Source organism: Rhodococcus sp. IEGM 1307 (assembly GCF_030056915.1).
In the GTDB taxonomy this organism is placed as follows: domain Bacteria; phylum Actinomycetota; class Actinomycetes; order Mycobacteriales; family Mycobacteriaceae; genus Rhodococcus_F; species Rhodococcus_F opacus_D.
This window is the reverse complement of record NZ_JASHKW010000002.1, coordinates 350,987-375,953: the sequence shown is the minus strand read 5'-3', so window position 1 is coordinate 375,953 and position 24,967 is coordinate 350,987. Positions and strand designations below refer to the sequence as shown.

The window sequence follows — 24,967 nt, the reverse complement described above, 5'->3', positions numbered from 1 at the left end:
GCTGGAATCGGCGAAAGTGTCCAGAGACGACTCGGACGAGTCGCCGATCGGGACCCCGCCCCAGTCATCTCCCCTCGGTCAGTCGGTCCGCTCCGCCCGCCTTCTCGCGATCATCGCCTCCGTCTTCGGAGTGTTGCTCACGTTGTCGCTCCCGTTCCTTCCGGTCGAGCAGGACAGCGCGACCCTCAGCTGGCCGCAGAACGGCAGCACCGGAAGCGTCGAGGCACCGCTCGTCACCTACGCGCCGCTGAGCCTCGACGTGCAGATCCCCTGTTCGGCGGTCGGCGAACTCGCCGACCGCGGCGGGATCCTGACCTCCACCGCCCCCGCGGGCGCCGCCGACGCCGGGAGGTACGGACTGGTCGCCAGGGTGAATCCTGCGACCCCGGACGGTCCCGCCGGCGTCGAGGTGCTGTTGCGGAACAAGGTGCTGCTGTCATCGCCGCTGGACCAGCTACCCGCAGACTGCGCACTCGTGGTGTCGTCGGATTCCACGCGGACCACCGCGGGATTCGTCGCGGCGGGCCAGGACGCACCGACCGTCGTCGACGGCGACCTCCGCCCTCAGATGGTGGGCATCTTCAGCGACCTCGACGGTGCGGCGCCCGACGGACTGCAGGTGACCGCTGAGATCGACAGCCGCTTCTCGTCGACGCCGTCGACCCTCAAGTTCGTCGCCATGGTGGTGGGCGCGCTCGCGACGATTCTGGCACTGGTGGCTCTGCACCGTCTCGACGACGTGGACGGACGCCGGGCACGACGATTCCTGCCCACCCGCTGGTGGTCGTTCGGGGCCGTCGACGCCGTCGTCATCGGCACGCTGGTGCTGTGGCATTTCATCGGCGCCTCCACCTCCGACGACGGCTATCAGTTCAACATGGCCCGCACCTCCGAGGCCGCGGGGTACATGGCCAACTACTTCCGCTGGTACGGCGTCCCGGAGGCGCCGTTCGGGTCTCCGTACTACGACGTCCTCGCGGTGCTGGCGAACATCACCCCGGCGAGCCCGTTCGTGCGTCTGCCCGCGCTGCTCGCCGGCATCGTCGCGTGGCTGGTGATCAGCCGTGAAGTCGCACCGCGACTCGGCGCCGCCGTCCGCGGCAACCGGCTCGCGCTGTGGACCGGCGGATTGGTGTTCCTCGCGTTCTGGCTCCCGTACAACAACGGTCTGCGGCCCGAGCCGATCGTCGCGGTGGGCGTGCTGCTCACCTGGTGCTCCGTGGAACGCGCCGTCGCGACCCGGCGACTTCTGCCCGCCGCGGTGGCGATCCTGGTCGGTGCGGCCACGCTGACCGCGGGTCCGTCCGGGTTGATCTGTTTCGGCGCCCTGGTCGCGGGCGCCCGGCCGATCCTGCAGATCGTGATCGCGCGGGCCAAGACGGTGGGATACGTCGCCTTGCTGGCGCCGCTCGTCGCGTCGGGGACCGTGATCCTGGTGGCGGTGTTCGCCGACCAGACCCTCGCCGCCGTCATGGAGATGCAGCACGTACATGCGATCGGCCCCAACGTTCCCTGGTTCGACGAATACCTCCGCTACCAGTACCTGCTGAACATCTCCGTCGACGGTTCCCTGGCGCGCCGGTTCGGCGTGTTCGTGATGGTGCTGAGCCTGGCCGTGACGGTCTTCGTGATGCTCCGCAAGGGCGGCCGGATCCCCGGGACCGCGGCCGGACCGTCGCGGCGGCTCATCGGCATCACGCTCGCCGCGATGGGGCTGATGATGTTCACGCCCACCAAGTGGACGCACCACTTCGGCATCTACGCCGGCCTCGCGGGGTCGCTCGCCGTCCTCGCGTCCGTGGCGGTGAGCACCGCCGTGGTGCGCTCGCCGCGCAACCGCGCCCTGTTCGTGGCCGCCGTGCTGTTCCTGCTGGCGATGTGTTTCACCAGCACCAACGGGTGGTGGTACGTGTCCAGTTACAGCGTCCCGTGGTGGGACAAGCCGGTGTCGATCGCCGGCCTGGGCGCCGGCACGATCCTCCTCGGCGCCACGCTGGTGATGCTGCTGATCGCGGCGTGGTGCTACTTCCGCGAGCCCTACACCCGGACCGACGCCGTGCGGCGACGCCGGTTGTGGGCGATCCCGCCGTTGACGGTGGCGGCCGCCGCGATGGTGCTGTTCGAGGTGCTGTCGATGGCGAAGGGCGCGGTCGCGCAGTATCCCGCGTTCTCCCTCGCCCGTTCCAACGTCGACGCCGTCACCGGCGCACCGTGCGGTCTCGCCAACGACGTCCTGCTCGAAACCGATCCGAACGCGTCGCTGCTGCAACCGCTGTCCGGCGACGCCGCCACCGCCCTAGCGGGTACCGGCACCGTCGGCTTCACACCGAACGGCGTCGCCGGCGACCTCAGTGCCGACGAGGAATCGTCGGATGCGGGTGTCGCCAACTCCGTCACAACCGACAACACCGAGCAGACGGCGTCGAGCAATGCTGCGGGCACCGGCGGCGGCGCCGGCGCAGTGGGTGTCAACGGCAGCGCGGTGGCCCTGCCGTTCGGCCTCGACCCCGACCGCACGCCGGTCCTCGGCAGCGACGGCAGCGACGGCGACGCGTCACTGAGCACCGGCTGGTACCGGTTGCCGAATCCCGACTCGGACGCCGGGGCGGGCGACATCATCTCCATCGCCGCGGCGGGCCGCATCCACTCCGTCGACGCGGACGGCGTCGTCACGTACGGCCAGAATCTCGAGGTGGAATACGGCACCACGGGGCCGGACGGCGCGGTCGCGGTGGCGGGGCGCGTGACGCCGATCGACATCGGCCCGGCACCCTCCTGGCGGAATCTGCGCGTCCCGCTCGATTCCCTGCCGGACGATACGGATGTGATCCGCCTCGTGGCGTCGGATTCGGACAGTGATCCGCAGCAGTGGCTGGCGGTGACACCGCCGCGTGTTCCGCGGACGCAGACACTCAACGACGTGATCGGATCCGACGCACCCGTGATGATCGACTGGGCTGTGGGACTTGCCTTTCCGTGCCAGCGACCGTTCGACCACCGCACCGGGGTCGCGGAGGCGCCCGAGTACCGGATCCTTCCCGACCGTCCCGGCGCGATCATGACGAGCCTGTGGCAGGACCGGTACGGCGGAGGCCCCCTGGGCTGGATCGAGATGACCCGGGCGAGCCGAACCATACCGTCGTATCTGCGGGACGACTGGGACCGTGACTGGGGCGGAGTGGAGCAGTACTCCCCGCTCGACCCCGACGCGAAGACCGCGGAGATCGACACCACCCGGACTCAGCGTTCGGGCATGTGGAACCCGGCGCCGATCATCACGGCCTACTGAGCGTCGGTGACGCGCCCGTGAGCCGGGCGCGTCACCGATCACCTCAGAGTTCGAATTCCGCCGGGGCGATGCCGACGGCGAAACAGGCGTCGCGCACCACGTTTCGCTCGTGCTGGTCGAAGTTGCCGTCGGCGCCACCGATGACGATGCCTATCTGGATGACGGCACGTGCCTGATCCTGCTTGGACTTCAGCTTCGCGATGGTCGCGGTGGCCTCGATCTTGCCGAACTCGAAGTCGGACTGCAGCTTGCTGCAGTACCAGTCGAACTTCTGACTCAGCTCGTCCGACGGGAACACACTCAGCGCCTCGTTGCTGGTGATCAGCGCCGCGGTCTTCTGACGCTCGGACGGGTCGATGGTCCCGTCCGCCGCGGCGATGAGGGCGCACATGGCCATGCTGGCGTTGGCGAACTCCTTGTTCTGGAACTGTGCCGTCTTGGTCTTGAGCTGGCCGTTCATCTCGAACGCCTTTGCCTTCAGCTGATCCCAGAAAGCCATTGGACTCCTTCTTCGTGTGCCCACGCACGGTGCGTGTGGTGTCCAATTTGCCAGGTTTCGCCCGGGGGCGTCGCCGCGGTCGGTCTACCAGCGCAGTCGCAGGAATCCGCCGCTAGGGCTGCAGCGCCTGCAGGCCTCCCGTCGGCACGTGGATCCATCCCTCCCGCTCGGCGACGGCGCGGTCGTCGCCCTCGGGTAGTGCTGTGCAGCCGACGGCCGCGGCCCGTGCGATGACGGCGGCCAGCACGGCGTCGAGGGCGTCGTCCGATTCGCGGCAGATCGTCTGGAATGCACCGAGTTCCAACCAGTCCGCGGCCGCCAGGAGCGCGTCGACCAACTCCCCCAGCGTCACCCGGTTCTGAGCGCTCTTGTATCCCCGCGACACCAGCCCCCAGGTGCGCAGCGCGGCCGCCGGATACGCCTCGACCACGCGGCCGTCGACGCGTCCGACGTCGATGCCGAGGTCGCCGAGTTCCGCAAGTATTCCGGCGCAGCGCAACGCGACGTGTGCAATGAGATCCGCCGACACACTGAGCGGGGATATCCCCGTCGCGGCCTGCACCACGAGGTCGGTGCGCCGCTTCGTCAACGGTCGACGCCCCTCGCGGTTGGCGAGACCGCTGGTCGCGGACAGTCGGCCGGCGTGATGCTCGGACACCATGCGGACGAACGCGTCGGGCCAGCCGAACGGTGCATCGATACCGGTCCTGTCGCAGGCCAGCACGGCCTCGGTGACGGCGTCGTTCCCGGCTCCCAGCCGGACGGACTCGACGCGGGCCACACCGCCGGACCAGTCGATGACCGCCAGGGCCGTCTTCTTCGGTTCGGCCGCCAGGTCGACTCCCACGGTGCGCATCGGCCCAGGCTAGTCCGACCTGCTGAATCAGAAGAAGTGATGCAACGCATCAGTTAGTTGTTCTGTACAGATTCACTGCCTCCGACCATTGTGGTCTCCACTACTCGACCTAGAAGTGGCGCACTTGCGCCGTTCGGAGGATTGATGCCCGACACCCACGTCGCCCCGATGCTGGAGAAGCACACCATCGGGTTCGTCCCGGAATCCGATCGCCACGGCAAGGTTCGCGATCTGTTCACGCTGTGGTTCGGCGGCAACCTCGCCCCGCTCCCGATCGTGACCGGCGCCCTCGGCCCCAGTCTGTTCGGACTCTCGCTGTGGTGGAGCCTCGTCGCGTTCGTCGTCGGACATCTCGCCGGCGGCGCCCTGATGGCGTTGCATTCGGCGCAGGGACCCCAGATGGGGATCCCCCAGATGATCCAGAGCCGCGGCCAGTTCGGCACGTTCGGGGCGCTCATCATCGTGGTGATCGCCGCCGTCATGTATCTCGGCTTCTTCTCATCGAACATCGTCCTGGCCGGCCAGTCGATGCACGGGATCGTGAACGGCATCCCCGTGGACGTGGGAATCGTGGCCGGCGCTCTCGGCTCCGCCGTCATCTGCATCATCGGCTACCGGTTGATCCACATCCTCAACCGCATCGGAACCTGGGTCCTCGGAATCGGAATCCTGGTGGGCTTCTTCGCCATCCTCACCGGCGACCTGCCGTCGGACTTCCTCACGCGGGGCGACTTCAACTTCGCCGGCTGGCTGGCCACCGTGTCACTCGGCGCGCTCTGGCAGATCGCGTTCGCACCCTACGTGTCCGACTACTCGCGGTACCTCCCCAAGGACGTCGGTGTGCCGTCGACGTTCTGGGCGACCTACCTCGGTTGCACCCTCGGCTCGTTCCTCGCCTTCGCGTTCGGCGCGGTCGTCACGCTGGCCGCACCGATCGGCATGGGCACGATGGACGGCGTCAAGGCGACGACGGGAAGCCTCGGCAGCATCATGCTGGTGCTGTTCCTGCTCAGCGTCATCAGCCACAACGCGCTGAACCTGTACGGCGCCGTCCTCGCCATCATCACGTCGGTCCAGACGTTCCGCGCCCGCTGGATTCCGACCGCCCACGCCCGCATCATCCTCTCGACGATCATCCTCGTCGCGGCGTCCGTCGTCGCCATCGCGCTGTCGGCCGACTTCGTCGCGCACTTCGTCGATCTGGTGGTCGTCCTCCTGGTGGTCCTGGTGCCGTGGACGGCGATCAACCTCATCGACTTCTACATCATCCACAAGGGCGTCTACGACCTCGAGTCGATCTTCCGCTTCGACGGCGGCGTCTACGGCCGGTTCAACTGGACGGCAATCACCGCCTACCTGCTCGGCATCGTCGTCCAGATTCCGTTCATGGCCACATCCCTCTACACGGGCCCGGTGTCCGCGTTCCTCGGCGGCGCCGACCTGTCCTGGGTGGCCGGACTCGTGGTGACCGGACCCCTCTACCTGCTCCTCGCGCGGCGCGGCTCGACCGGAGCGAAGAGCACGTCCGCCGCGACGCGTGAGCCTGCGCGCCTGTAGTCCTCGAACACCGCACCGCCCGAGCCCGTTACAGGCTCGGGCGGTGTGCGTGGTGCCCGCCCCTGTCCGCTCGGGCAGGGTTTCGCGTTTGTCCACCACCCGGCAGCGCCGACTCGCTAGGGTCGAAAGAAGAGACCGATTCACCGGAGAAGGAAGTTGTCGCAGATGTCCAGTTTCCCGGGCCTCACCCACGTCGCGATCACCGTGTCCGACCTACCGGCCAGCACCGCCTGGTACACCGCACTGTTCGGATCAGCCCCCGTGCTCGACGAGGACGAGGAATCGGGAACCTTCCACCACACGGTGTTCGCGCTCGACGGCGGCATGCTCTTCGGCCTCCACACGCACCCCGACAGCGGCGCTCCCGCACGTTTCGACGAACGGCAGGTCGGACTCGACCACATCGCGTTCCAGTGTTCCCCCGACGCGCTGCCCCGGTGGGTGGAGCGGCTCGACGCCCTCGGCATCGAGCACGGGGGCATCAAGACGGCGCACTACGGTTCCGGCATCTCGTTCCGCGACCCCGACAACATCGCGCTCGAATTCTTTGCCCCACCCGTGAGTACTTCTTAACGTCGGGCGGTTAACAAGTACTCACGGGTGGCGGAGCCGCAGGCGTCGAGCAGGGTCAGGGCGAGGGCCAGCGCACCGTCGACGGCCGCCCGGTCTGCGGCGGGCGCGGCGCTGGCCGCGGCGAACTCGGCCTGATGGTTGACCGCGGGCGCGGAGTCGATTCCGATGTAGGGGTGGATCGCGGGAATCACCTGCGAGACGTTGCCCATGTCGGTGGAGGCCCGGTTCATCAGCGAGTCCGCGCCGGTGCGGAACACGCGGCCCAGCCCCTCCGCGTGCCGGACGTACGACGCGAGCAGCGCTTCGTCGGTGCGGAACTCCGAGTACGGTTCGCTTTCCGGGGCGATGGTGAGTTCACAGCCGGTTGCGACGGCGCCGGCCTCGAAGCAGCGGGCCACCCGAGGTTCGATGCGGGCCAGCTCCTCCAGCGTCTCCGCGCGCACGTACCAGCGACCTTCGGTCCGCTGGGGAATGGCGTTGGGCGCCTCTCCCCCGCGGGTCATCATCCCGTGCACTCGCGTGCTCGACGGAAGCTGTTGCCGGAGAAGCCCGATGGCGACCTGCGCCACCGTGAACGCGTCGGCCGCGTTGACGCCCCGCTCCGGGTACGCGGCGGCGTGTGCCGCCTTGCCGTCGTACCGGATGTGGCTGTGGGACACCGCGTACGGTTCGGCCCGGGCGACGTCGACCGGGCCGGGGTGGGCCATGACCGCGGCGTGGACGTCCTCGAACGCACCGCGTTTCAGCATGTCGATCTTGCCGCCCCCGCCTTCCTCGGCGGGAGTGCCGAGCACCGCCAGGGTGATGCCGAGGTCGTCGACCAGCGGGGCGAGGGCCAGCGCCGTGCCCACCGAGATGGCGGAGATGACGTTGTGCCCGCACGCGTGCCCGAGCCCGGGGAGCGCGTCGTATTCCGCGCAGACCGCGAGGTGCAGCGGTCCGGAACCGACGTGCGCGCGGAACGCGGTGGGCAGTCCGACGTACTGCTGCTCGACCGTGAAACCGGCGTCCGACAGCACCCCGGCCACCCGGACGCACGAACGTTCCTCCTCCCACGCGACCTCCGGGTGGGCGTGAAGGTCGTGCGACAGAGCCAGGATCCGGTCTTCCGCCTTCCTCGCTCCGTCACGAACCGCGGCGTCGGCGCTCACAGGTCCCCCGGCACGCCGTAGGACGGGGCGGCCGTCGGGTCGACACCGCGCACCCGGTAGTCCCGCTTCTGCGGTTCCCACACCGTCCACAGTCGGCGCAGTTCGCCGACCGGGTCGTCGTGCCAGTCGACGCGCAGATCGGTGACGGGCCAGGGCACGTCCTCGACCACCTGGATTCCCGCCGAGTGCACGGGCCCCGCCTCCCCGCCCGCGGTGACGGCCGCGGTGAGACCGTCGAGCAGTCTGCCCTCGAACGTCGGGGCCGCGCTCGACACGTAGCCGAACAGCAGCGATCGGATGACGCCTTCGTCGCGGAGCATGTTGCCGGCGACGGCGGCGCCGCTGCCCTGCGCACTGCTGTGGATGCCCAACGTCTGCGCGCCCGAGTGCACGGCCGTGCCGCCGTCCGCATCGACGACGACGACCTGGCGGCAATCCGGGAACTTCTCCTGCGCGAGTGCGCTTTTCAGTGCGGTCTCCGCATTCGCACCCGACGCGAGCGCGTCGAGGCCGAGCGGTCCCAGCTGCGGATTGGTCACGTTCTGGGAGGCGACGACACCGACCCCGGACCGCACGTGCAGGCACCGTGCGGCCACGGCGGGGCTGGAGGAGCAGACGACCATCCCGAACGCGCCCCCGGAATCACGGGCGACGAGTGAGAACGTCATGAGCTGATCACTGCCGTCGCGTCGATCTCGACGAGCCATTCGGGCCGGGCGAGGGCGTCGACGACGATGCCGGTGGACACGGGGTGCACACCCTTCAGCCAGCGTCCGACCACCCGGTAGACGGTCTCGCGGTACCGGACGTCCACCAGGTAGATGGTGACCTTGACGACGTCCTCGAGCCGGCTGCCCGATTCCTTCAGCAGCATCGCGATGTTCACCATCGCCTTCTCGGCCTGGGCCTCGACGTCGCCGATTCCCACCGACTCCCGGGTGTCGAGATCCTGACCGATCTGCCCGCGGAGATACACGACTCCGCCGGCGACGACCGCTTGCGCGAGGTCGTTGTCGAGGTTCTGTTCCGGGTACGTGTCGCGGGTGTTGAACGGGCGGATGCGGGTGTGGGTGGTCATGCCGCACCCCCGTCGACGTTGTCCGACAGCCCCGCTGCGGCCTTGACCAGCCCGAGCGGCCCGTCGAAGTCGAAGTTGCGGTAGACGGCGGCGAGCTGCGCGAACGGTGGTGACTGGGCGAAGAGCTGGAACGTCAGGCGATGTCCCGCGTAGTCGCTGTTGAGCAGGTCGCGGGCGAACGCGAGAAGCTTGCGACGGTCGTCGGCCACCCAGTTGTCGTTGATGGAGTAGAACTTCTCCAGCCACGGCGCGACGTCGGGGTCGGCGAACGTGGCGGCGTCCGGGGTGATGCAGATCTGGCCGCCGCACAGCTCGCGGGCGATGTGCATCATCGCGGGCAGCTGGCTGAGCGCCATCACCCGGCCGGTGTAGAGCAGGGACTGGTTGGGCATGAGCAGGCCACCCGGGCTGGGCTCGGCGAGTGAGATGGCCGCGGTGAGGTGGGCGTTGATGGTCTCCCGGTAGCAGGCGAGCTGGGCGAGCTTCTCCTGCACCGCCTGCTGCTTCTCGAGCCCGCTCTGCTTGACGTTCCACAGTGCGGATCCGATCATCAGATCGGCGAGGTGCAGCGTGCGTTGCACGAACGGGAACGCGCTGTAGCGATGCAGGGTGGAGCGGATGAACGTGGCCGCCCGGGTGTGCCGGTAGAACAGGACGTCTTCCCAGGGGATCTCGACGTTGTCGAACACGACGAGGGACTCCACCTCGTCGACCCGGTTGGCGAGCGGGTAGTCGGCGGACGGCCCGCGGCCGGCGAACCCGTTGCGGGAGATGTACTTCAGCCCCGGCGCGCCCATGTCGAGCACGAATCCGACGGCGTAGTCGGACAGTTCACTGTTTCCCCAGTTGGCAATGGTGGGTTTGGTGAACGCCTGGTTGGAGTAGGCGGCGGCGGTCTCGTACTTCGCGCCGCGCACGACGATGCCGTTGTCGGTCTCCTTCACGACGTGCAGGAGCATGTCGGGGTCCTGATCCTGCGGCGCCTTGGACCGGTCGCCCTTGGGGTCGGTGTTCGCCGACACGTGGAACGGGTCCTCCCGGACTGAACGCTCCAGGTGGCGGCGGATGTTCTCCGAGAAGCGCGGGTCGACCTCGTTGAGGACGTCCTGACCGTCGAACAGCGACCACATCTCGCCGATGGTCTCGTCACCGACGCGGGTGACCACGCCCCGGGTGTCCTCGAGGACCAGGTCGACGGCGGCGCGCTTGTCGAGCCAGTCCTGCTGCGTGCGGGGGAGCTTGTTGGCGATGGCGTTGCGTTCGCCGGATTCGGGGTCGACGTAGGTCATCGCGTCCTGCGTGGCCTCGTCGTGCGCGAGGTCGTAGATGCGTGCCCGCACGTCGACGATCGGCTTGAACATGGGGTGGTCGGCCACGTCCTTGACGCGTTCCCCGTCGACCCAGACCTCGCGGCCGTCCCTGATGGACTCCCTGTATTCGTCTCCGGTGCGGATCATTTCGTGCTCCTGGTCCTCGGCGCGGGGTGTGCGTCCGGGTAGTCGGGGAAGGTGGAAGGTTCGAACGCTGCAGGCTTGCTGTAGGTGTGGGAGGCGTACACGAGCGGTTCACCGGGGTGTGCCTCCACCGCGGCGACGCGTCCGATGTAGACACGGTGGGTGCCGGCCTCGATGACGTCGTGGACGGTGCAGTCGAACGACGCGATCGCGTCGTGGACGCGGGGTGAGCCGGATTCGGCCACGGTCCAGTGCCCGCAGGTGAAGTCCCACCGCTGCTTGCCCGGCCAGGGCCGGCCGGCGAAGGTGTCGGCGACGTGATCGTGCTGGGTGGCAAGCACATTGACGCAGAAGGCACCGTTCCCGGAAATCGCGTCGTTGACCGGGCTTCGTCCGTGCAGGCAGACCAGCACCAGCGCCGGGTCGGCCGAGACGGAGCACATCGCACTCACGGTCTGTGCGGCGCGCCCGCCGGGACCGTCGGTCGCGACGACGGTGACTCCGGTCGCGACAGCGCTCATGGCCATGACGAAGTTCGCGGTCGAGTTGTCCGGCATCGGTGAGGCCACCGATGTTCGGGCCGTCGTTTCGACGGCTGGGTGACGGTCAGCGATCGGCATGACGGGCTCCTTTCTGTGTGCGGTGAGCGAGGAGTTCGTGCCGTTGCACCAATCTTGAGGTCCCCGGTGAAATCTGTACAACACAGATAAGTGGCGTACTGCATAAGGAAAAGTGATGAACTGGGAACCGATGTCGATCACGGGTTCGACCAGGGATAATTCCCTACATCAGCCGATGCGGACGGGGACGATCATGACGCCACTGCAACGCTATATCGCCGAAGAGATCGCGATCGATCATGCCGACGGGCTGCTGTCCCGCCGCGAGGCGTTGCGCAGACTCGGACTCATCGGCCTCGGCGTGGCGGCGGCGTCCTCGTTGCTCGCCGCCTGTTCCACCGACAGCGACGAGTCGCCGACGTCGGCGCCGGTGACACCCGGCGGGGCGACGCCCCCGCCGCCGGGAGCGGCCGAGGCCGTCGAGACCGAAGCGGTGACGTTCCCCGGTCCGGACGGCCGGGTCCTGCAGGGCGCGTGGGCCGACGCCGCCACACCTCGCGGAGCGGTCCTCGTCATACACGAGAACAAGGGCCTGACCGACCACATCCGTTCGGTGGCGGGACGATTCGCGGGTGCCGGCTACTCCGCGCTCGCCCTCGACCTGCTCTCGGAAGAGGGCGGGACCGCGACGTTCACCGATCAGGCGCAGGCGACCGCCGCGCTGGCCACCGTGCCGCCGGCACGCTTCGTCGCCGACATGAAGGCCGGGATCGACGAACTCGGGCGTCGGGTGCCGGACGAGAAGATGGCGGCGGTGGGATTCTGCTTCGGCGGCGGGATGGTGTGGCAACTCCTCGCGTCCGGCGAGCCGCGGCTGGCGGCGGCGGTCCCCTTCTACGGTCCCCTGCCCGAGGGCGCCGACTTCTCCGGGTCGAAGGCCGCGGTCCTCGCCATCTACGCGGAACTGGACGCCCGGGTGAACGCGTCCCGCGACGCCGCGGCCGCCGCACTCGCGAAGGCGGGGCTACCGCACGAGATCGTCACGGTTCCGGGTGCCGATCACGCGTTCTTCAACGACACCGGGCCCCGCTACAACGCGACCGCGGCAGCCGAGGCCTACGAACGTGTCCTCGCCTGGTTCGGCGAATACCTGGGGTGAGGCGGGCGCATCAGCAGTGCGGCCACGAGGAAGCAAACCGCGCCCACGAACGTGCCCAGATCGGCGACCGCCGCGTTCTTCAGCGCGTCGGTGCCGGGCACGATGTACGCGCCGACCGCGGACACACCGAACGCCACCGACCCGATCATGTTCAGCCAGGTGCTGCGCCAGTTGCGGGCATGCGGATCCCACAGCTTGTCGGTTTCGGTGGTGGCCACCACCGCCAGACCGCTGGCGACGAGGAACGCCGTCGACCCGAAGAGGTCGGGACTCCACCCCCACACTCGGTCCTGTTCGACGGTGAGGCTCTGGATCAGCACGACCCCGGTACTCACGTTGAACAGCAGGGTGCCGACGAACTGGATCAGCGCCGCCCACCAGTCGTAGCGTTCGACCGTCGCGGATTCCTCCCCGGGCACCGGCCTGCCGCTGAGCCGCAACTGGATGAATCCGGCGGTCGTGAAGAACAGCGATCCGACGAAGTAGGTGATGTTGTCGATCTCGGGGCCGACCGCCTGCCCGTACACCCGCGTGGCCGCCATCCCGAACAGGAAGGAGCCGATGACGAATCCCCAGGACTCCCGGCGCAGCCGGAGCGTTCGGCGAGGTGCGGACGAGGTGTGGTCACTCGACACCGTGACGTCACCCCCTCACCGGTCGGCAGGGTCTCAGACTCTCCGAAGACACGTACCGGGTCAAGGTCGGAGGCCGAAATTCGGCTGCGCGTCCACGTGGGGTGTGCCAGTGTCGGGGAATGACGACGACCACCGCCGGCATCACGATCAGAACGGCGACCGAACAGGACTGGCCGAAGATCACCCTGCTCAACGAGATCTGCTTCGTGACACCGCAGAACGAGGAGTTCACCGCCCACTGGAGGCAACTCGTCAGCGGCGCGCCGCCGATCATCGCGGTCGACGAGGACGCGGTGGTCGGCGCCACCATGGACATCCCCATGACCGTCACCGTTCCCGGTGGCGAGGGCGTTCCCGCGGCGGGCGTCACCGCGGTGACGGTCGCGCCCACCCATCGACGCCGCGGTCTCCTTCGCGCGCTCTACGCCGAACATCACGACCGCATCCGGACGTCGGGGGTCCCGCTGTCGCTCCTCACGGCCAGTGAGGGCGGGATCTACGGACGCTTCGGGTACGGGCCCGCAACCATCGAGACCACGTCGAGCATCGACCGCCGATTCGCCGTGCCGCATCCGAAGGCACCGGATCCGGGTGGTGTGCGGATGGTCCATCCGGCGGAGGCCCGGGCCGCGTTCACCGACGTCTACGACCGCTGGCAACGGGTGACCCCGGGGGCGCAGGTCCGGCCCGAAATCGTGTGGAATCGGATCTTCGCCGACCGTGAGAGCGAGCGCGGCGGCGGCACAAGCCTGTTCGGGCTCGTGCACGACGACGGTTACGTGCTCTACCGTCGCGTGTCCGGCGACAACGGAACCGTCGCCCGGGTGGAGGAGATCCGCACGGTCACGCGGGACGCGCACGCCGCGGTGTGGCGGGCACTGCTCGGCCTGGACCTCGTGCGGCGCATCGAAGCGCACCTCACCCCCGAGGACCCACTGCCGTATCTGCTGACCGACGGCCGGCTGGTGCGCACCACCTCGCGCCACGACGAGCTGTGGGTCCGGATCATGGACGTGCCCGCCGCGCTCGAGGCCCGCAGGTACCGAACAGACTTCGACGTCGTGATCCAGGTCGACGACGGATTTTTGGACGCCGGCGGGCGGTTCGCGCTGACCGTGCGGGACGGCACCGCGATGTGCACCCCGACCGACTCCACCCCGCAGGTGGTGCTCGACCTGGACGTGCTGGGCAGCCTGTATCTCGGCGCCCACCGGGCACGCACCTTCGCGGCCGCGAACCGGCTGCAGGCCGCGGACCCCGGCGTCCTCGACCGTGTCGATCACGCCTTCGGCGCCGACCGCGACGCCCAGATGGGGTGGCCGTTCTAGCGGGCCGAACCCGCCTGTTTCGCGAACACGGCCCGCGCCCGTTCGGCGACGGCCCGGGCCCGCGCCGTGCTCCGCACACCCTTCAGCCGGGCGAGTACCACGGGGAGGCCGGGAACGTCGTCGGCGATGGGCAGCGTCGCGACCCGTCCGCCGTCGTAGGTCCGGCCCTCGGCGGGCCGCTGGTTGAGGATCGAGAAGCCGTGGCCGCGGGCGACGAGTCCGCGCACCGTTTCGTAGCTCGCCGAGCGGTACCGGACCACCGGCGTGACCCCCGCCGCCGACAGCATCGCCAGGAAGTAGTCGCGGCTGCTCGGCAGGTCCAGCAACACCATGGGTTCGCCCTCGAGGTCGGCGAGGGTGATCGCGTCGTGTCCGGCCAGCCGGTGGTCCGGCGGAAGGATGACGTGCGGCCTGGCGACCCCGAGCGTTTCCGTCTCCATGTCGTCGCCCAGCGCGAGGTCGTAGGTCAGGGCCAGTTCTGCGGTGCCGTTGCGCAGCGCCGCCCGCACCGCCTCCGCCTGCGTCTCGACGACCTCGACCTCCAGGTCGGGGTGCTGATCGCGCAGGTCCGAGATCAGTGTCGGGAGGATGAACGGGGTGAGGGTGACGAAGCAGGCCAGGCGCACCGTTCCCCGCACGTTGTCCTCGTGACCGCGGGCCGCGTCGAGAACCTCACCGAGGTGGGCGAGGACGCTGCGGGTGTCGCGGAGCATCTCCTCCCCCGCCGCGGTGAGGACCAGTCCGCGGGACCGTTGCCGGATGAAGAGCTGGGTGCCGATCTGATGCTCGAGTTGGGAGATCGCCGAGGAGACCGCCGACTGCGCGACCATCAGTTCGTCGGCGGCCTTCGTCATGCTGGAGAAGTTCGCGGCCTCGACGAAATACCTCAGTTGGGTGAACGTCACGTCGGGTCGTCGTTGCATGCGCTCTCCTCGGGATCTGAGGCCACCAGGATTGCAGGTCTCCGACCGGGGAGCCACCCACGACACACGCGGCGGACGCGACACCGTCAGCGGATGTCGGCGTTCACGAGATCGGGATCCGGCTGCGATCCGGGGCCGTCTTCCCGGGTGGGGCGCGGGCCACTCGCGGACCGCACGGATGTGCCGCGCACGTATCCGACGGCGCCGAGTAGCGCGAGCACGGCCAGCGTCCCGAGGGTGAACAGTTCGAACGTCCCCTGGCTCACTCCCCAGATCTCCTCGAAGTCGTAGTCCAGGCCGAACACCGATTCCAGGGTGCCCGGGAAGACCGCCACCCAGGAGCCGAGCAGCACCCACGCGAAGCACAGGATGCCGAGGACGCGGAAGCCCGCGTTTCCGGTGGGAACCCGGAAAGGCCGCACGACGTCCGGGAAACGCGTGCGCAGGCGGACCGCCGACGGGATGACGATCAGGTAGCTGAGCAGGAACGTCGAGATCGAGATGGTGAGCACGACCGCGAAGATGGAGCCGCCGGAGCCGGTGATCTGCATGGCCGCGACCATGAAGACGGTGGCGACGAGTCCGGACAGGAAGTTGACGCGCACCGGCGTTCCGAGACGCGGATGGAAACGGCCGAAGAACCCGCCGAAGAACGCACCGTCGGCCGCGGCCATCGCCTGCATGCGGTCGCTGATGATCATCCACGCCGCACCCTGGGTCATCAGGATCACCGCGAAGATCACCCCGGTCACGGTCAGCATGGCGGGTGCGGCGGGACCGTAGACGCTGTACACGGTCGCGACCGCCTCGAGGAGTCCGCCGACACCGGTGATGTCGTCCGCGGGTACGACGAGCAGGATGGCGAAGATCGGCAGCAGGTACGACGCGGCGGCGATGGCGCAGGCGCGGGCGATCGAGATCGGGACGTCGCGGGCGGGGTTCTTCATCTCCCCGGCGGCGCTGTTGCCGGATTCGAAACCGAGGTAGGAGAACAGCAGCAGCGGCGTCACACCGAGGAGCCCGGTCAGGGTGGGGCTGAAGTCGCCCGCCGAGATGCCGGCGAAGCCGTTCTTCGCGGCGTAGATGCCGGTAGTGACGAGGAAGAACAGCAGGAAGACGATCTTGAGGAACGCACCGACCGTCGGAATCCACTTGCCGCGAGCCAGACTCACGACGGCGGCGAGCACCGTCAGCCAGATGAAGACCAGTTTGAACAGGTAGTCCGTCACCGATCCTTCCTCGAACGCGGTGACGTAGTGGTTCCAGGTCTCCGCGGCGATGAACGCCATGGACCCGCCGACCCACACGGGCTGGGTCACCCACGTCAGCAGCGATGCGAGGGCGGCGAGGGGCCGGCCGAACGCTCTCCGGACCCACACGTAGACCCCGCCCTCGCCGGTGAACGTGCTGCCGATCTCGGCGAAGATGAGGCCGTACGGCAGCAGGAAGAACACCGCGAGAACCAGTGCCCACGTGAACGTCTCCGCGCCGAAGGTGGAGACCTGACCGAGAACCTCGACCGACACCACCGCCGCGACGATGAGGAAGACGATGTCGAAACGGCCGAGTGACTTCTGGAGATGTTGTGTCTGTTCGTCCGCCAGGGCGGTGGGGGTGTTGTCGCTCATCGATCGTGCCTCTCACGTTGCAGTGATGCCGGTCACTACTCTCGTCCGGACCCGGCAAATCTGTACAGCACAAAGATCCGGGGTACTGCATCAGTTCTCCAGATGCGGATGCCGCCGAGTTGGCATCTGAATAACTGATGCAGTGGCACGGAAAGATCCTGTTGACTGTTGTGGTCGCGCGGACCGACGATTCTGGCACTGCACGAACCGAACAGCGTGAGGAACCCACCGTGCGTGATCCGCGATACGACATCCTTTTCGAACCGGTCAAGATCGGACCGGTCACCGCCCGCAACAGATTCTTCCAAGTCCCGCACTGCAACGGCATGGGCTACCGGGATCCCTCCGGGGAGGCCTACATGCGGCGCGTCAAGGCCGAGGGCGGCTGGGCCGTCGTCTGCACCGAGCAGGTCGAGATCCACCCCACCTCGGACATCGGCCCGTTCATCGAACTGCGCCTGTGGGACGACCAGGACCTGCCCGCCCTGACCCGGATCTCCGAGAAGATTCACGAGGGCGGCTCCCTCGCCGGCATCGAACTCGCCCACAACGGCCTGAACAGCCCCAACCTGATCAGCCGCGAGACCCCGCTCGGCCCGCAGAATCTGCCCGTCGTCTCCTGGAACTACGACCCCGTCCAGGCCAGGGCGATGACCAAGTCGGACATCGCCGACCTCCGGCACTGGCACAAGGAGGCGGTGCGCCGGTCGCTGAAGGCCGAATACGACATCGTCTACGTGTACGCCGGGCACGCGATCGGCGGCCTGCACCACTTCCTGTCCCGCCGCTACAACAACCGGACGGACGAGTACGGCGGCAGCCTGACCAACCGGGTTCGCCTGCTCCGCGAGATCCTCGAGGATTCACGCGAGGTCGCCGACGGGAAGGCCGCCGTAGCGTGCCGCATCTCGGTCGACGAACTCCTCGGCGACGAGGGGATCACCCGCAGCGAGATCGAGGACGTGATCGGCCTGCTCGGCGAGACCCCCGATCTGTGGGACTTCGTGCTGGGCAGCTGGGAGGACGACTCCGTCACGTCGCGGTTCGGTCCCGAGGCGGAGCAGGAACCATACGTACGCGGTCTGAAGCAGCTCACCACGAAACCCGTCGTCGGCGTCGGCCGCTTCACCTCGCCCGACACGATGCTGCATCAGGTCAAGAGCGGAATCCTCGACTTCATCGGGGCGGCCCGCCCCTCGATCGCCGACCCGTACCTTCCCCGCAAGATCGAGGAGGGGAACCTCGAGGACATCCGGGAGTGCATCGGCTGCAACATCTGCGTGTCCGGCGACTTCACCATGTCGCCGATCCGCTGCACCCAGAACCCGACGATGGGCGAGGAGTTCCGGCGCGGCTGGCACCCGGAGCGAATCAAGGTCCGCTCGACCGATTCGAGCGTCCTCGTCGTCGGCGCCGGCCCCGCCGGACTCGAGGCGGCCCGCGCGCTCGGGCAACGCGGCTACCACGTCAGCCTCGCCGAGGCGAGCAGGCAACTCGGCGGCCGCGTGACCCGCGAGTCCAGGCTTCCCGGACTGTCCGCGTGGATCCGCGTGGTCGACTACCGCGAACAGCAACTCCGCAAGCTCCCCGACGTGGACGTGTTCATGGAGAGCGAGATGACCGCCGACGACGTCATCGAGAACGACTTCCACCACGTGGTCGTCGCGACGGGCTCGCACTGGCGCCGCGACGGCGTCGGCCGGTGGCACACCCACGCCGTCCCCGTCGACGAGCACGCCGACGTCCTGACCCCCGACGACGTAATGGCGGGGCTCCGCCCCCGGGGCAACAAGGTCGTGCTCTTCGACGACGACCACTACTACCTCGGTGCGGTCGTCGCCGAACTCCTCGCCAAGGAGGGATTCGACGTCACCCTGATCACGCCGGCCGCGCACGTGTCGCAGTGGACGACGAACACCATGGAAGTGGTCCGAATCCGCAAGCGAATCATCAAGGCCGGTGTGCACGTTCAGGTGAACCGCGCCGTCACCGCGGTCACCCCCCAGGGCGTCCGCACCGTGTGCGCGTTCACCGGCGACGAGCAGTTCGTCGACGCGGACGGCGTCGTCCTCGTCACCGCCCGACTCCCACACGACGGGTTGTTCCACGAACTGCACTCCCGCGAATCCGAATGGGCCGACGCCGACCTGCGCAGTGTCCGCGGCATCGGCGACGCCTGGGCGCCGTCCACCATCGCGGCGGCGGTCTGGTCCGGGCACCGGTACGCCGAGGAACTCGACGAACCACCCGCCCCGGGTCCGGTCGCCTTCCGACGCGAAGTCACCGGACTGTCCATCGAACCCGTCGAGAAATTCTCCGTCCCCCCGCTCGCCAACGCACAGAACTGAGGAACACCATGACCGCAGTGCACCCGATCCCGACCGACGCCCGGAACATCGCGGCGATGACACCCAGCGCCTACGTCACCGCGGACACGCTCCGGGCAGGCGATCCGAAGGAACACGAAATGGTTCACCTGAGCAGCGGCGACGAGAAGTTCACCGTCGGCTCGTGGCGCGCCGAGCCGTATCGCGAGTACATCGAGTCCTACCCGGGCGACGAATACACCCGGGTGCTGGAGGGTTCGGTGACGCTGACAGCGGACGACGGCGTCTCGCACACCTTCGGACCCGGCGACGCGTTCACCCTGACCAAGGGGTGGCGCGGCGAGTACCGCGTCGACGAGCCCCTGCTCAAACAGTTCGCCATCTATGTTCCCTGATCGCACACCACCACTTTCGAGCCCGAGGGATGACGATGCCTGACCCGACCACACTCGACGACTGGACCCGGCTCGCCGCGACGATCACGCCGCACCGGGAGCTCTTCATCGACGGCGCGTTCCGTCCCGCCAAGTCCGATGAGACGTTCGACTCGATCAACCCGGCCACCGGTGAGCTGCTGGCACGGGTGGCGGCCGCGGACGCCCCGGACGTCGACGCCGCGGTGCGGTCTGCGCGCGAGGCGTTCGACTCGGGCGTCTGGTCGCGGAGCCCGGCGTCCCACCGCAAGCGGGTCCTGCTCCGGCTCGCCGAGCTGATCCTCGAACACCGGCACGAGCTCGCCCTGCTCGACTCCCTCGACATGGGCAAGCTCGTCGTGGAGGCGCTGACCGTCGACGTCCCCTCGGCCGCCGAGCTTTTCAGGTTCTACGCCGAGGCCCTCGACAAGATCGGCGGGGAGATCGCGCCCACCGATCCCGGGAGTCTCGCGCTCGTCTCCCGCGAACCCCTCGGGGTCGTCGGGGCGGTGGTCCCATGGAACTTCCCACTCGACCTCGCGGTGTGGAAGCTGGCGCCGGCCCTCGCAGCGGGCAACAGCGTCGTCCTCAAACCCGCCGAGCAGGCTCCGCTGTCGGTGCTGCGGCTGGCCGAGCTCGCCGCCGAGGCGGGCCTGCCCGACGGCGTCCTGGGCGTCGTCCCCGGGTTCGGCGCCACCGCCGGGGCGGCGCTGGGCCTGCATCCCGACGTCGACGTTCTCGCCTTCACCGGCTCGACCGCGACCGGGAAGCGGTTCCTCCGGTATGCGGCGGACTCGAATCTGAAGCAGGTCTGGCTCGAATGCGGAGGCAAGAGTCCCAACCTGGTGTTCGCGGACGCCGATCTCGACGACGCGGTGGAGAAGGCGGTCTTCGGCGCGTTCTACAACCAGGGCGCGGTGTGCTCGGCCAACTCCCGGTTGCTGGTCGAGGAGTCGGTGGCCGAACAGGTGACCGCGGCCCTCGTCCGCCGGGCGTCGTCGATCCGCCCCGGCAATCCGCTCGATCCCGCCTCCACGCTGGGTGCGATCGTCGACGAGAACCACGCTCGCACCGTCGCGGGGTTCATCGACCGGGCCCGGTCCGAGGGTCGGGTGTTGCTGGGCGGCAACAGGACCACCGTCGACGGCCGCGGGTCCTTCGTCGAGCCGACGATCTTCGCGGACGTCGCACCCACCGCCGAGGTGGTGACCCGGGAGGTGTTCGGACCCGTCCTCACCGTCCAGACGTTCACCGACGAGGCCGACGCCGTCCGGATGGGTAACGACAGCATCTACGGCCTGGCCGCCTCGGTGTGGACCGAGAACCTGAACCGGGCGCACCGCGTCTCCGCGGCACTGCGGGCGGGGACCGTCTCCGTCAACACCGTCGACGCCATCAGCGCGCAGACCCCGTTCGGCGGGTTCAAACAGTCCGGGTTCGGCCGCGACCTCTCCCTGCACGCGATGGACAAGTACACCGGGCTGAAGACGACGTGGATCCGGCTGCGGCAGTGAGCGTCACGACACCGGGTTGAGCTCCCGACCTCGCCGGGCGAATGTACCCGTCGGCGCTGCCGAGGCGCCCGAAGGTACATTCGCCCCGAAACGTGGCACCCCACATGGGCACGTCGAGCCGCTAAGCTGGCGCCATGTTTGCCCTCGTCCCTTCGGAACCCGATCCTCGATTACGTTGTGTCACAGCATTTCATGGCCACACCTCCACGATTCCGCCGATCACCGTCCGCCGGCTCGATGCGGGCGACTGGGGGTCGGTGCTCCGGATCTATTCGGAGGGCATCGCCGGCGGGCTGGCCACTTTCGACACCGAGACCCCGACACGGTCGGAACTGGACGCGCGCTGGCTGGGCGGGCACCGCTGGGTGGCGGAGGTGGACGGGACGGTCGCCGGATGGGCGGCCCTGTCCCCCGTGTCCTCGCGGCGCTGCTTCCGCGGGGTGGCCGAGAACTCCGTGTACACGGACAGGGAGTTCCGCGGCGCGGGCGTCGGGACCGCGCTGATGCGGCGGCTCATCGACGAGGCGGACTTCTCGGGCATCTGGACGCTCCAGGCCTCGGTGCTGGCCGTGAACACCGGGTCCATCGCGCTGCACCACGCGGTCGGCTACCGGACGGTCGGGGTACGGCGTCGGCTCGCGCAGATCGACGGCGTCTGGCACGACAGCGTGCTGCTCGAGCGCCGCCGGGAGACCTGACACCACGACGAAGCGGGCATACCGTGGAGGGATGCTCCCCGTCATCGACCTCGCCGAACTGGACACTCCGGCCGGGCGGGAACGGCTGCGGGAGATCACCCACCACGTGGGGTTCTTCTACCTCGACGGGCACGGCGTCGACCGCGAACTGCTCGACCGCGTGTTCACCGTCGCGAGGGAGTTCTTCGCCCTGCCCGAGGCCTCCAAGCAGTCGATCGCCATGCTGAACAGCCCCCATTTCCGTGGCTACAACCGGGTGGGCGGCGAACTGACCAACGGCGAGACCGACTGGCGGGAACAGATCGACATCGGCCCCGAGCGGCAGCCGATCCCCGGTGCCGCCGGCTACCTGCGACTGCAGGGTCCCAATCAATGGCCCGCGGATCTCCCCGACCTCGAGAAGACGATCGAGGCCCTCGACGCCGCACTCGCCGACGTCGGGATGCGACTGCTGCGGCACTGGGCCGCGTCACTCGACGCCGATCCGGCGATCTTCGACGACGCATTCGCGCACGCCCCCGCCACGCTGATCAAGGTCGTCCGCTATCCGGAACGGCCGAGCGCCGACCACACCGGAGAGCAGGGCGTCGGCGCCCACAAGGATTCCGGCGTGCTGACGATGCTGCTCCTCGAACCCGGGTCGTCGGGACTCCAGGTGGAAACCGAGACCGGCGACTGGATCGACGCGCCTGCCCGCGCCGGCTCGTTCGTGGTGAACATCGGCGAACTGCTCGAGGTCGCGACCGGCGGGTACCTGAAGGCCACCCGGCACCGCGTGCTCACCCCGGCCGGTGCGCCCGAGCGACTGTCCGTGCCGTACTTCCTCAATCCTGCCCTCGACGCCACCGTCCCGACCATCGGGCTGCCGCCGCACCTGGCCGAACGTGCCCGCGGCATCGAACTCGATCCGGCGAATCCGCTCTATCGCACGTACGGCGAGAACGCGTGGAAGAGCCGCACCCGCGCGCACCCCGACGTCTACGCCCGCTGGTATCCGGGCGAGGCCGAACCGGAGTAAACGCGCGCCGCCACCGGGAGTATTGTTCCCGCAGTGTTGTTCCTGACCTCTCGGCGCTACGTCGACCTCCGCCTGCAGGCGAGCGCAATCTGTCCGCGCTCGCGCTGACGCACCTCTCCACTCAGGACTCTCTCTCGCCGTATCCGCCCCACCGGGCGACGTTCCACGGCCCCATGCGAAAGGCACACCCATGCCCAGTCCCGCGCTGTCCACGCGCGCCGAGACCACCTCTCGACGCCGTCTACCCCAGTGGGCCACATCCTTCGGCCCCCAGATCGTCACCGGGCTCGTCGTCGGCGTCATCCTCGGACTCGTCGCCCGCGCCATGCCCGTCGCCGCCGACGGCAACGAGAACTGGCTCGTCGGAACCGTCCACACCATCGGCTCCAGTTACGTGAAACTCCTTACCGTCGCGGTGATCCCGCTGGTGTTCACGGCCATCGTCAGTTCGATCGCCAACCTGCGCGAGGTGGCGAACGCCGCGCGCCTCGCGGTCCAGACACTGCTGTGGTTCGCGATCACCGCGTTCATCGCCGTCGTCATCGGGATCGTCATCGGACTCGTCACCCAGCCCGGATCCCACACGACCGTCACCGGCGCCGGCAAGGAACCGGCCACCACCGGCTCGTGGTGGGCGTTCGTCACGGGCCTCGTGCCCAGCAACTTCCTCGGCCTGAACGCGAAGACCACCCTCACCGAGGGCGCCGCCAGCACGTCGCTGAGTTTCAACGTGCTGCAGTTGCTCGTCGTCGCGGCCGCGATCGGCATCGCCGCGCTGAAGGTCGGGGCCAAGGCCGAACCGTTCCTGCAGTTCAACGCGTCGCTGCTCGCGATCGTGCAGAAGGTGCTGTGGTGGATCATCCGCCTCGCACCGATCGGGACCGCCGCGCTGATCGCGAATGCCGTCGCCACCTACGGCTGGGACGCCATCGGCTCGCTCGGCTGGTTCACCGCCGCCGTCTACATCGGCCTGGCCATCGTGTTCCTCGTCGTCTACCCCGTCCTGATCCGCGCGCACGGACTGTCGGTGCGCGCCTTCTACTCCGGCGTCTGGCCTGCCACGCAGCTCGGCTTCGTCTCCCGTTCGTCGATCGGCACCCTGCCCCTCACCGAGCGGGTCACCGAACGCAATCTCGGTGTCCCCCGCGAGTACGCGTCGTTCGCGGTGCCGCTCGGGTCGACCACCAAGATGGACGGCTGCGCTGCCATCTATCCCGCGATCGCCGCGATCTTCGTCGCCGAGTTCTACGGTGTGCCTTTGTCGTTCACCGACTACCTGCTGATCATCGTGGTCTCCGTGATCGGATCCGCGGCCACCGCGGGCACCACCGGCGCCACCGTCATGCTGACGCTCACGTTGTCGACGCTGGGACTGCCCCTCGCCGGTGTGGGCCTGCTGCTCGCCGTCGAACCGATCGTCGACATGGGCCGCACCGCGGTCAACGTCACCGGGCAGGCTCTCGTCCCGACGATCGTCGCGAAGCGGGAAGGCATCCTCGACGAAGCCCGCTACAACGCCGAACGGACCGGCGACCCGTTCGAGGACGACGAACCGGTCGCCGCGAAGTAGCGAAATAGTCGACGAGGGCCTTCCGCACGTGGAAGGCTCTCGTCATGGCCGACCTCGACGCGATCAAACGACGGATCGTCATGCAATTCCAGCGGCACGTCGCCAACCCGCTCTCCACGCGACTGTCGAGCCAGACGCTCCTCGAGACCACCGGCCGCGTCAGCGGGCAGCCCCGCGTCACGCCCATCGGCGGCCGGCGCACGGGCACCGAGTTCTGGCTGGTGTCCGAGTTCGGTGAACGGTCGAACTACATCCGCAACATCCGCGCGAACAATGCCGTTCGGCTGCGGATTCACGGCAGGTGGCACGCGGGTACCGCGACGCTGCTTCCCGACGACGACGCCCGCGCCCGGTTGGCGCAGCTTCCCCGGATGAACAGCGTCGCCGTCCGGGCCGTCGGCACCGACCTCCTGACCGTCCGCATCGACCTCACCGACTGAGGTCAGCCCACAAACGCCCACGGAATAGTTACCCGCACCCGCAATAGCGTCCGCATCTGACCAACGTCCGTGCATCTCCGAGCGGGGCCCAGCGTCCTGGCCAGGTGTGATGTTCGCAACTCGTCGTTCGGCTGCACGCTCGGCGCGGATTTGGTACCGCTCGTCGGCTGCGGATCGAGCTACTTGCTCTCGAGACTTAGCCTCGGCTAATCTGCGATTTCGCGCGGACCTGCGATAGCTCCGCACCTCAGACAACGACGTCTGCCTCACCGGCGTATCGGTTCGGGGCCGGTTCTC

At 68.6% G+C, this 24,967-nt stretch carries 22 protein-coding genes; 12 read left to right on the top strand and 10 right to left on the bottom strand.

Features of this window, described 5'->3' with window-relative positions; genetic code table 11:
- Positions 1-16: 16 nt before the first annotated feature.
- The gene (locus tag QM841_RS05465; RefSeq protein ID WP_283331309.1) at positions 17-3,289 is read left to right on the top strand and encodes an arabinosyltransferase domain-containing protein; all 3,273 of its coding nucleotides are present in this window, start codon (positions 17-19) and stop codon (positions 3,287-3,289) included.
- A gap of 43 nt (positions 3,290-3,332) precedes the next feature.
- On the opposite strand, the gene QM841_RS05460 is transcribed toward QM841_RS05465, so the two are convergent.
- Entirely contained in the window at positions 3,333-3,788 is a 456-nt protein-coding gene (locus QM841_RS05460; RefSeq protein ID WP_005254018.1) for a tellurite resistance TerB family protein, read from the bottom strand.
- A 112-nt stretch (positions 3,789-3,900) separates the two neighbouring features.
- A complete protein-coding gene (locus QM841_RS05455) occupies positions 3,901-4,644 on the bottom strand; it encodes a DUF429 domain-containing protein (protein WP_283331191.1) in 744 nt (247 codons plus the stop codon).
- Positions 4,645-4,788: 144 nt separating this feature from the next.
- On the opposite strand from QM841_RS05455, the gene QM841_RS05450 reads away from it, so the two are divergent.
- Together QM841_RS05450 and QM841_RS05445 are read left to right on the top strand one after the other, a co-directional pair.
- Positions 4,789-6,201 carry a purine-cytosine permease family protein gene (locus QM841_RS05450; RefSeq protein WP_283331190.1) on the top strand — a complete coding sequence of 471 codons (1,413 nt, stop codon included), beginning with the start codon at positions 4,789-4,791 and terminating at the stop codon, positions 6,199-6,201.
- 165 nt (positions 6,202-6,366) lie between these two features.
- Entirely contained in the window at positions 6,367-6,774 is a 408-nt protein-coding gene (locus QM841_RS05445; protein WP_105413483.1) for a VOC family protein, read from the top strand.
- On the opposite strand, the gene QM841_RS05440 is transcribed toward QM841_RS05445, so the two are convergent.
- From QM841_RS05440 to QM841_RS05420, 5 genes are read right to left on the bottom strand one after another with little or no spacing between them, the layout of a single operon-like run.
- On the bottom strand, positions 6,771-7,925 hold the full coding sequence (locus QM841_RS05440; RefSeq protein WP_283331189.1) for a M20 family metallopeptidase: 1,155 nt from the start codon (positions 7,923-7,925) through the stop codon (positions 6,771-6,773). The genes QM841_RS05445 and QM841_RS05440 overlap by 4 nt on opposite strands.
- Positions 7,922-8,593 carry a DUF1028 domain-containing protein gene (locus QM841_RS05435; RefSeq protein ID WP_283331188.1) on the bottom strand — a complete coding sequence of 224 codons (672 nt, stop codon included), beginning with the start codon at positions 8,591-8,593 and terminating at the stop codon, positions 7,922-7,924. Before QM841_RS05435 ends, QM841_RS05440 begins: the two co-directional genes overlap by 4 nt.
- Positions 8,590-9,003: a RidA family protein gene (locus QM841_RS05430; protein ID WP_283331187.1), complete on the bottom strand. Its 414-nt coding sequence runs from the start codon at positions 9,001-9,003 to the stop codon at positions 8,590-8,592. Before QM841_RS05430 ends, QM841_RS05435 begins: the two co-directional genes overlap by 4 nt.
- Positions 9,000-10,460: a 4-hydroxyphenylacetate 3-hydroxylase family protein gene (locus QM841_RS05425; protein ID WP_283331186.1), complete on the bottom strand. Its 1,461-nt coding sequence runs from the start codon at positions 10,458-10,460 to the stop codon at positions 9,000-9,002. The genes QM841_RS05430 and QM841_RS05425 overlap by 4 nt, the downstream gene beginning before the upstream one ends.
- Complete coding sequence (locus QM841_RS05420; protein ID WP_283331185.1) at positions 10,457-11,077, bottom strand: flavin reductase family protein; 621 nt, start codon at positions 11,075-11,077, stop codon at positions 10,457-10,459. Before QM841_RS05420 ends, QM841_RS05425 begins: the two co-directional genes overlap by 4 nt.
- A gap of 193 nt (positions 11,078-11,270) precedes the next feature.
- Here QM841_RS05420 and QM841_RS05415 point away from each other — a divergent pair, with 193 nt between their 5' ends.
- Positions 11,271-12,176 (top strand): dienelactone hydrolase family protein, encoded by a 906-nt coding sequence (locus QM841_RS05415; protein WP_280782073.1) that lies wholly within the window; start codon positions 11,271-11,273, stop codon positions 12,174-12,176.
- Here the strand turns inward: QM841_RS05415 and QM841_RS05410 are convergent.
- Positions 12,134-12,811 (bottom strand): hypothetical protein, encoded by a 678-nt coding sequence (locus tag QM841_RS05410; RefSeq protein WP_247253758.1) that lies wholly within the window; start codon positions 12,809-12,811, stop codon positions 12,134-12,136. The genes QM841_RS05415 and QM841_RS05410 overlap by 43 nt on opposite strands.
- A gap of 119 nt (positions 12,812-12,930) precedes the next feature.
- On the opposite strand from QM841_RS05410, the gene QM841_RS05405 reads away from it, so the two are divergent.
- Positions 12,931-14,139, top strand: a complete 1,209-nt coding sequence (locus QM841_RS05405; RefSeq protein WP_283331184.1) for an enhanced intracellular survival protein Eis — start codon at positions 12,931-12,933, stop codon at positions 14,137-14,139.
- On the opposite strand, the gene QM841_RS05400 is transcribed toward QM841_RS05405, so the two are convergent.
- Positions 14,136-15,062 (bottom strand): LysR family transcriptional regulator, encoded by a 927-nt coding sequence (locus tag QM841_RS05400; protein WP_061044390.1) that lies wholly within the window; start codon positions 15,060-15,062, stop codon positions 14,136-14,138. The genes QM841_RS05405 and QM841_RS05400 overlap by 4 nt on opposite strands.
- Positions 15,063-15,148: 86 nt before the next feature.
- Complete coding sequence (locus QM841_RS05395; protein WP_283331183.1) at positions 15,149-16,690, bottom strand: APC family permease; 1,542 nt, start codon at positions 16,688-16,690, stop codon at positions 15,149-15,151.
- 230 nt (positions 16,691-16,920) lie between these two features.
- Between QM841_RS05395 and QM841_RS05390 the strand changes: the two genes are divergently transcribed.
- From QM841_RS05390 to QM841_RS05360, 7 genes are all read left to right on the top strand, one after another.
- The gene (locus tag QM841_RS05390; RefSeq protein WP_283331182.1) at positions 16,921-19,038 is read left to right on the top strand and encodes an oxidoreductase; all 2,118 of its coding nucleotides are present in this window, start codon (positions 16,921-16,923) and stop codon (positions 19,036-19,038) included.
- Between the two features lie 8 nt (positions 19,039-19,046).
- Entirely contained in the window at positions 19,047-19,412 is a 366-nt protein-coding gene (locus QM841_RS05385; protein WP_105413473.1) for a cupin domain-containing protein, read from the top strand.
- A 35-nt stretch (positions 19,413-19,447) separates the two neighbouring features.
- On the top strand, positions 19,448-20,944 hold the full coding sequence (locus QM841_RS05380; protein ID WP_283331181.1) for an aldehyde dehydrogenase: 1,497 nt from the start codon (positions 19,448-19,450) through the stop codon (positions 20,942-20,944).
- A 134-nt stretch (positions 20,945-21,078) separates the two neighbouring features.
- Complete coding sequence (locus QM841_RS05375) at positions 21,079-21,642, top strand: GNAT family N-acetyltransferase (RefSeq protein ID WP_283331180.1); 564 nt, start codon at positions 21,079-21,081, stop codon at positions 21,640-21,642.
- A 31-nt stretch (positions 21,643-21,673) separates the two neighbouring features.
- Positions 21,674-22,660 carry an isopenicillin N synthase family dioxygenase gene (locus QM841_RS05370; protein WP_283331179.1) on the top strand — a complete coding sequence of 329 codons (987 nt, stop codon included), beginning with the start codon at positions 21,674-21,676 and terminating at the stop codon, positions 22,658-22,660.
- 190 nt (positions 22,661-22,850) lie between these two features.
- Complete coding sequence (locus QM841_RS05365; RefSeq protein ID WP_280782081.1) at positions 22,851-24,230, top strand: dicarboxylate/amino acid:cation symporter; 1,380 nt, start codon at positions 22,851-22,853, stop codon at positions 24,228-24,230.
- A 44-nt stretch (positions 24,231-24,274) separates the two neighbouring features.
- Complete coding sequence (locus QM841_RS05360; protein ID WP_105413468.1) at positions 24,275-24,670, top strand: nitroreductase/quinone reductase family protein; 396 nt, start codon at positions 24,275-24,277, stop codon at positions 24,668-24,670.
- Positions 24,671-24,967 lie beyond the last annotated feature (297 nt).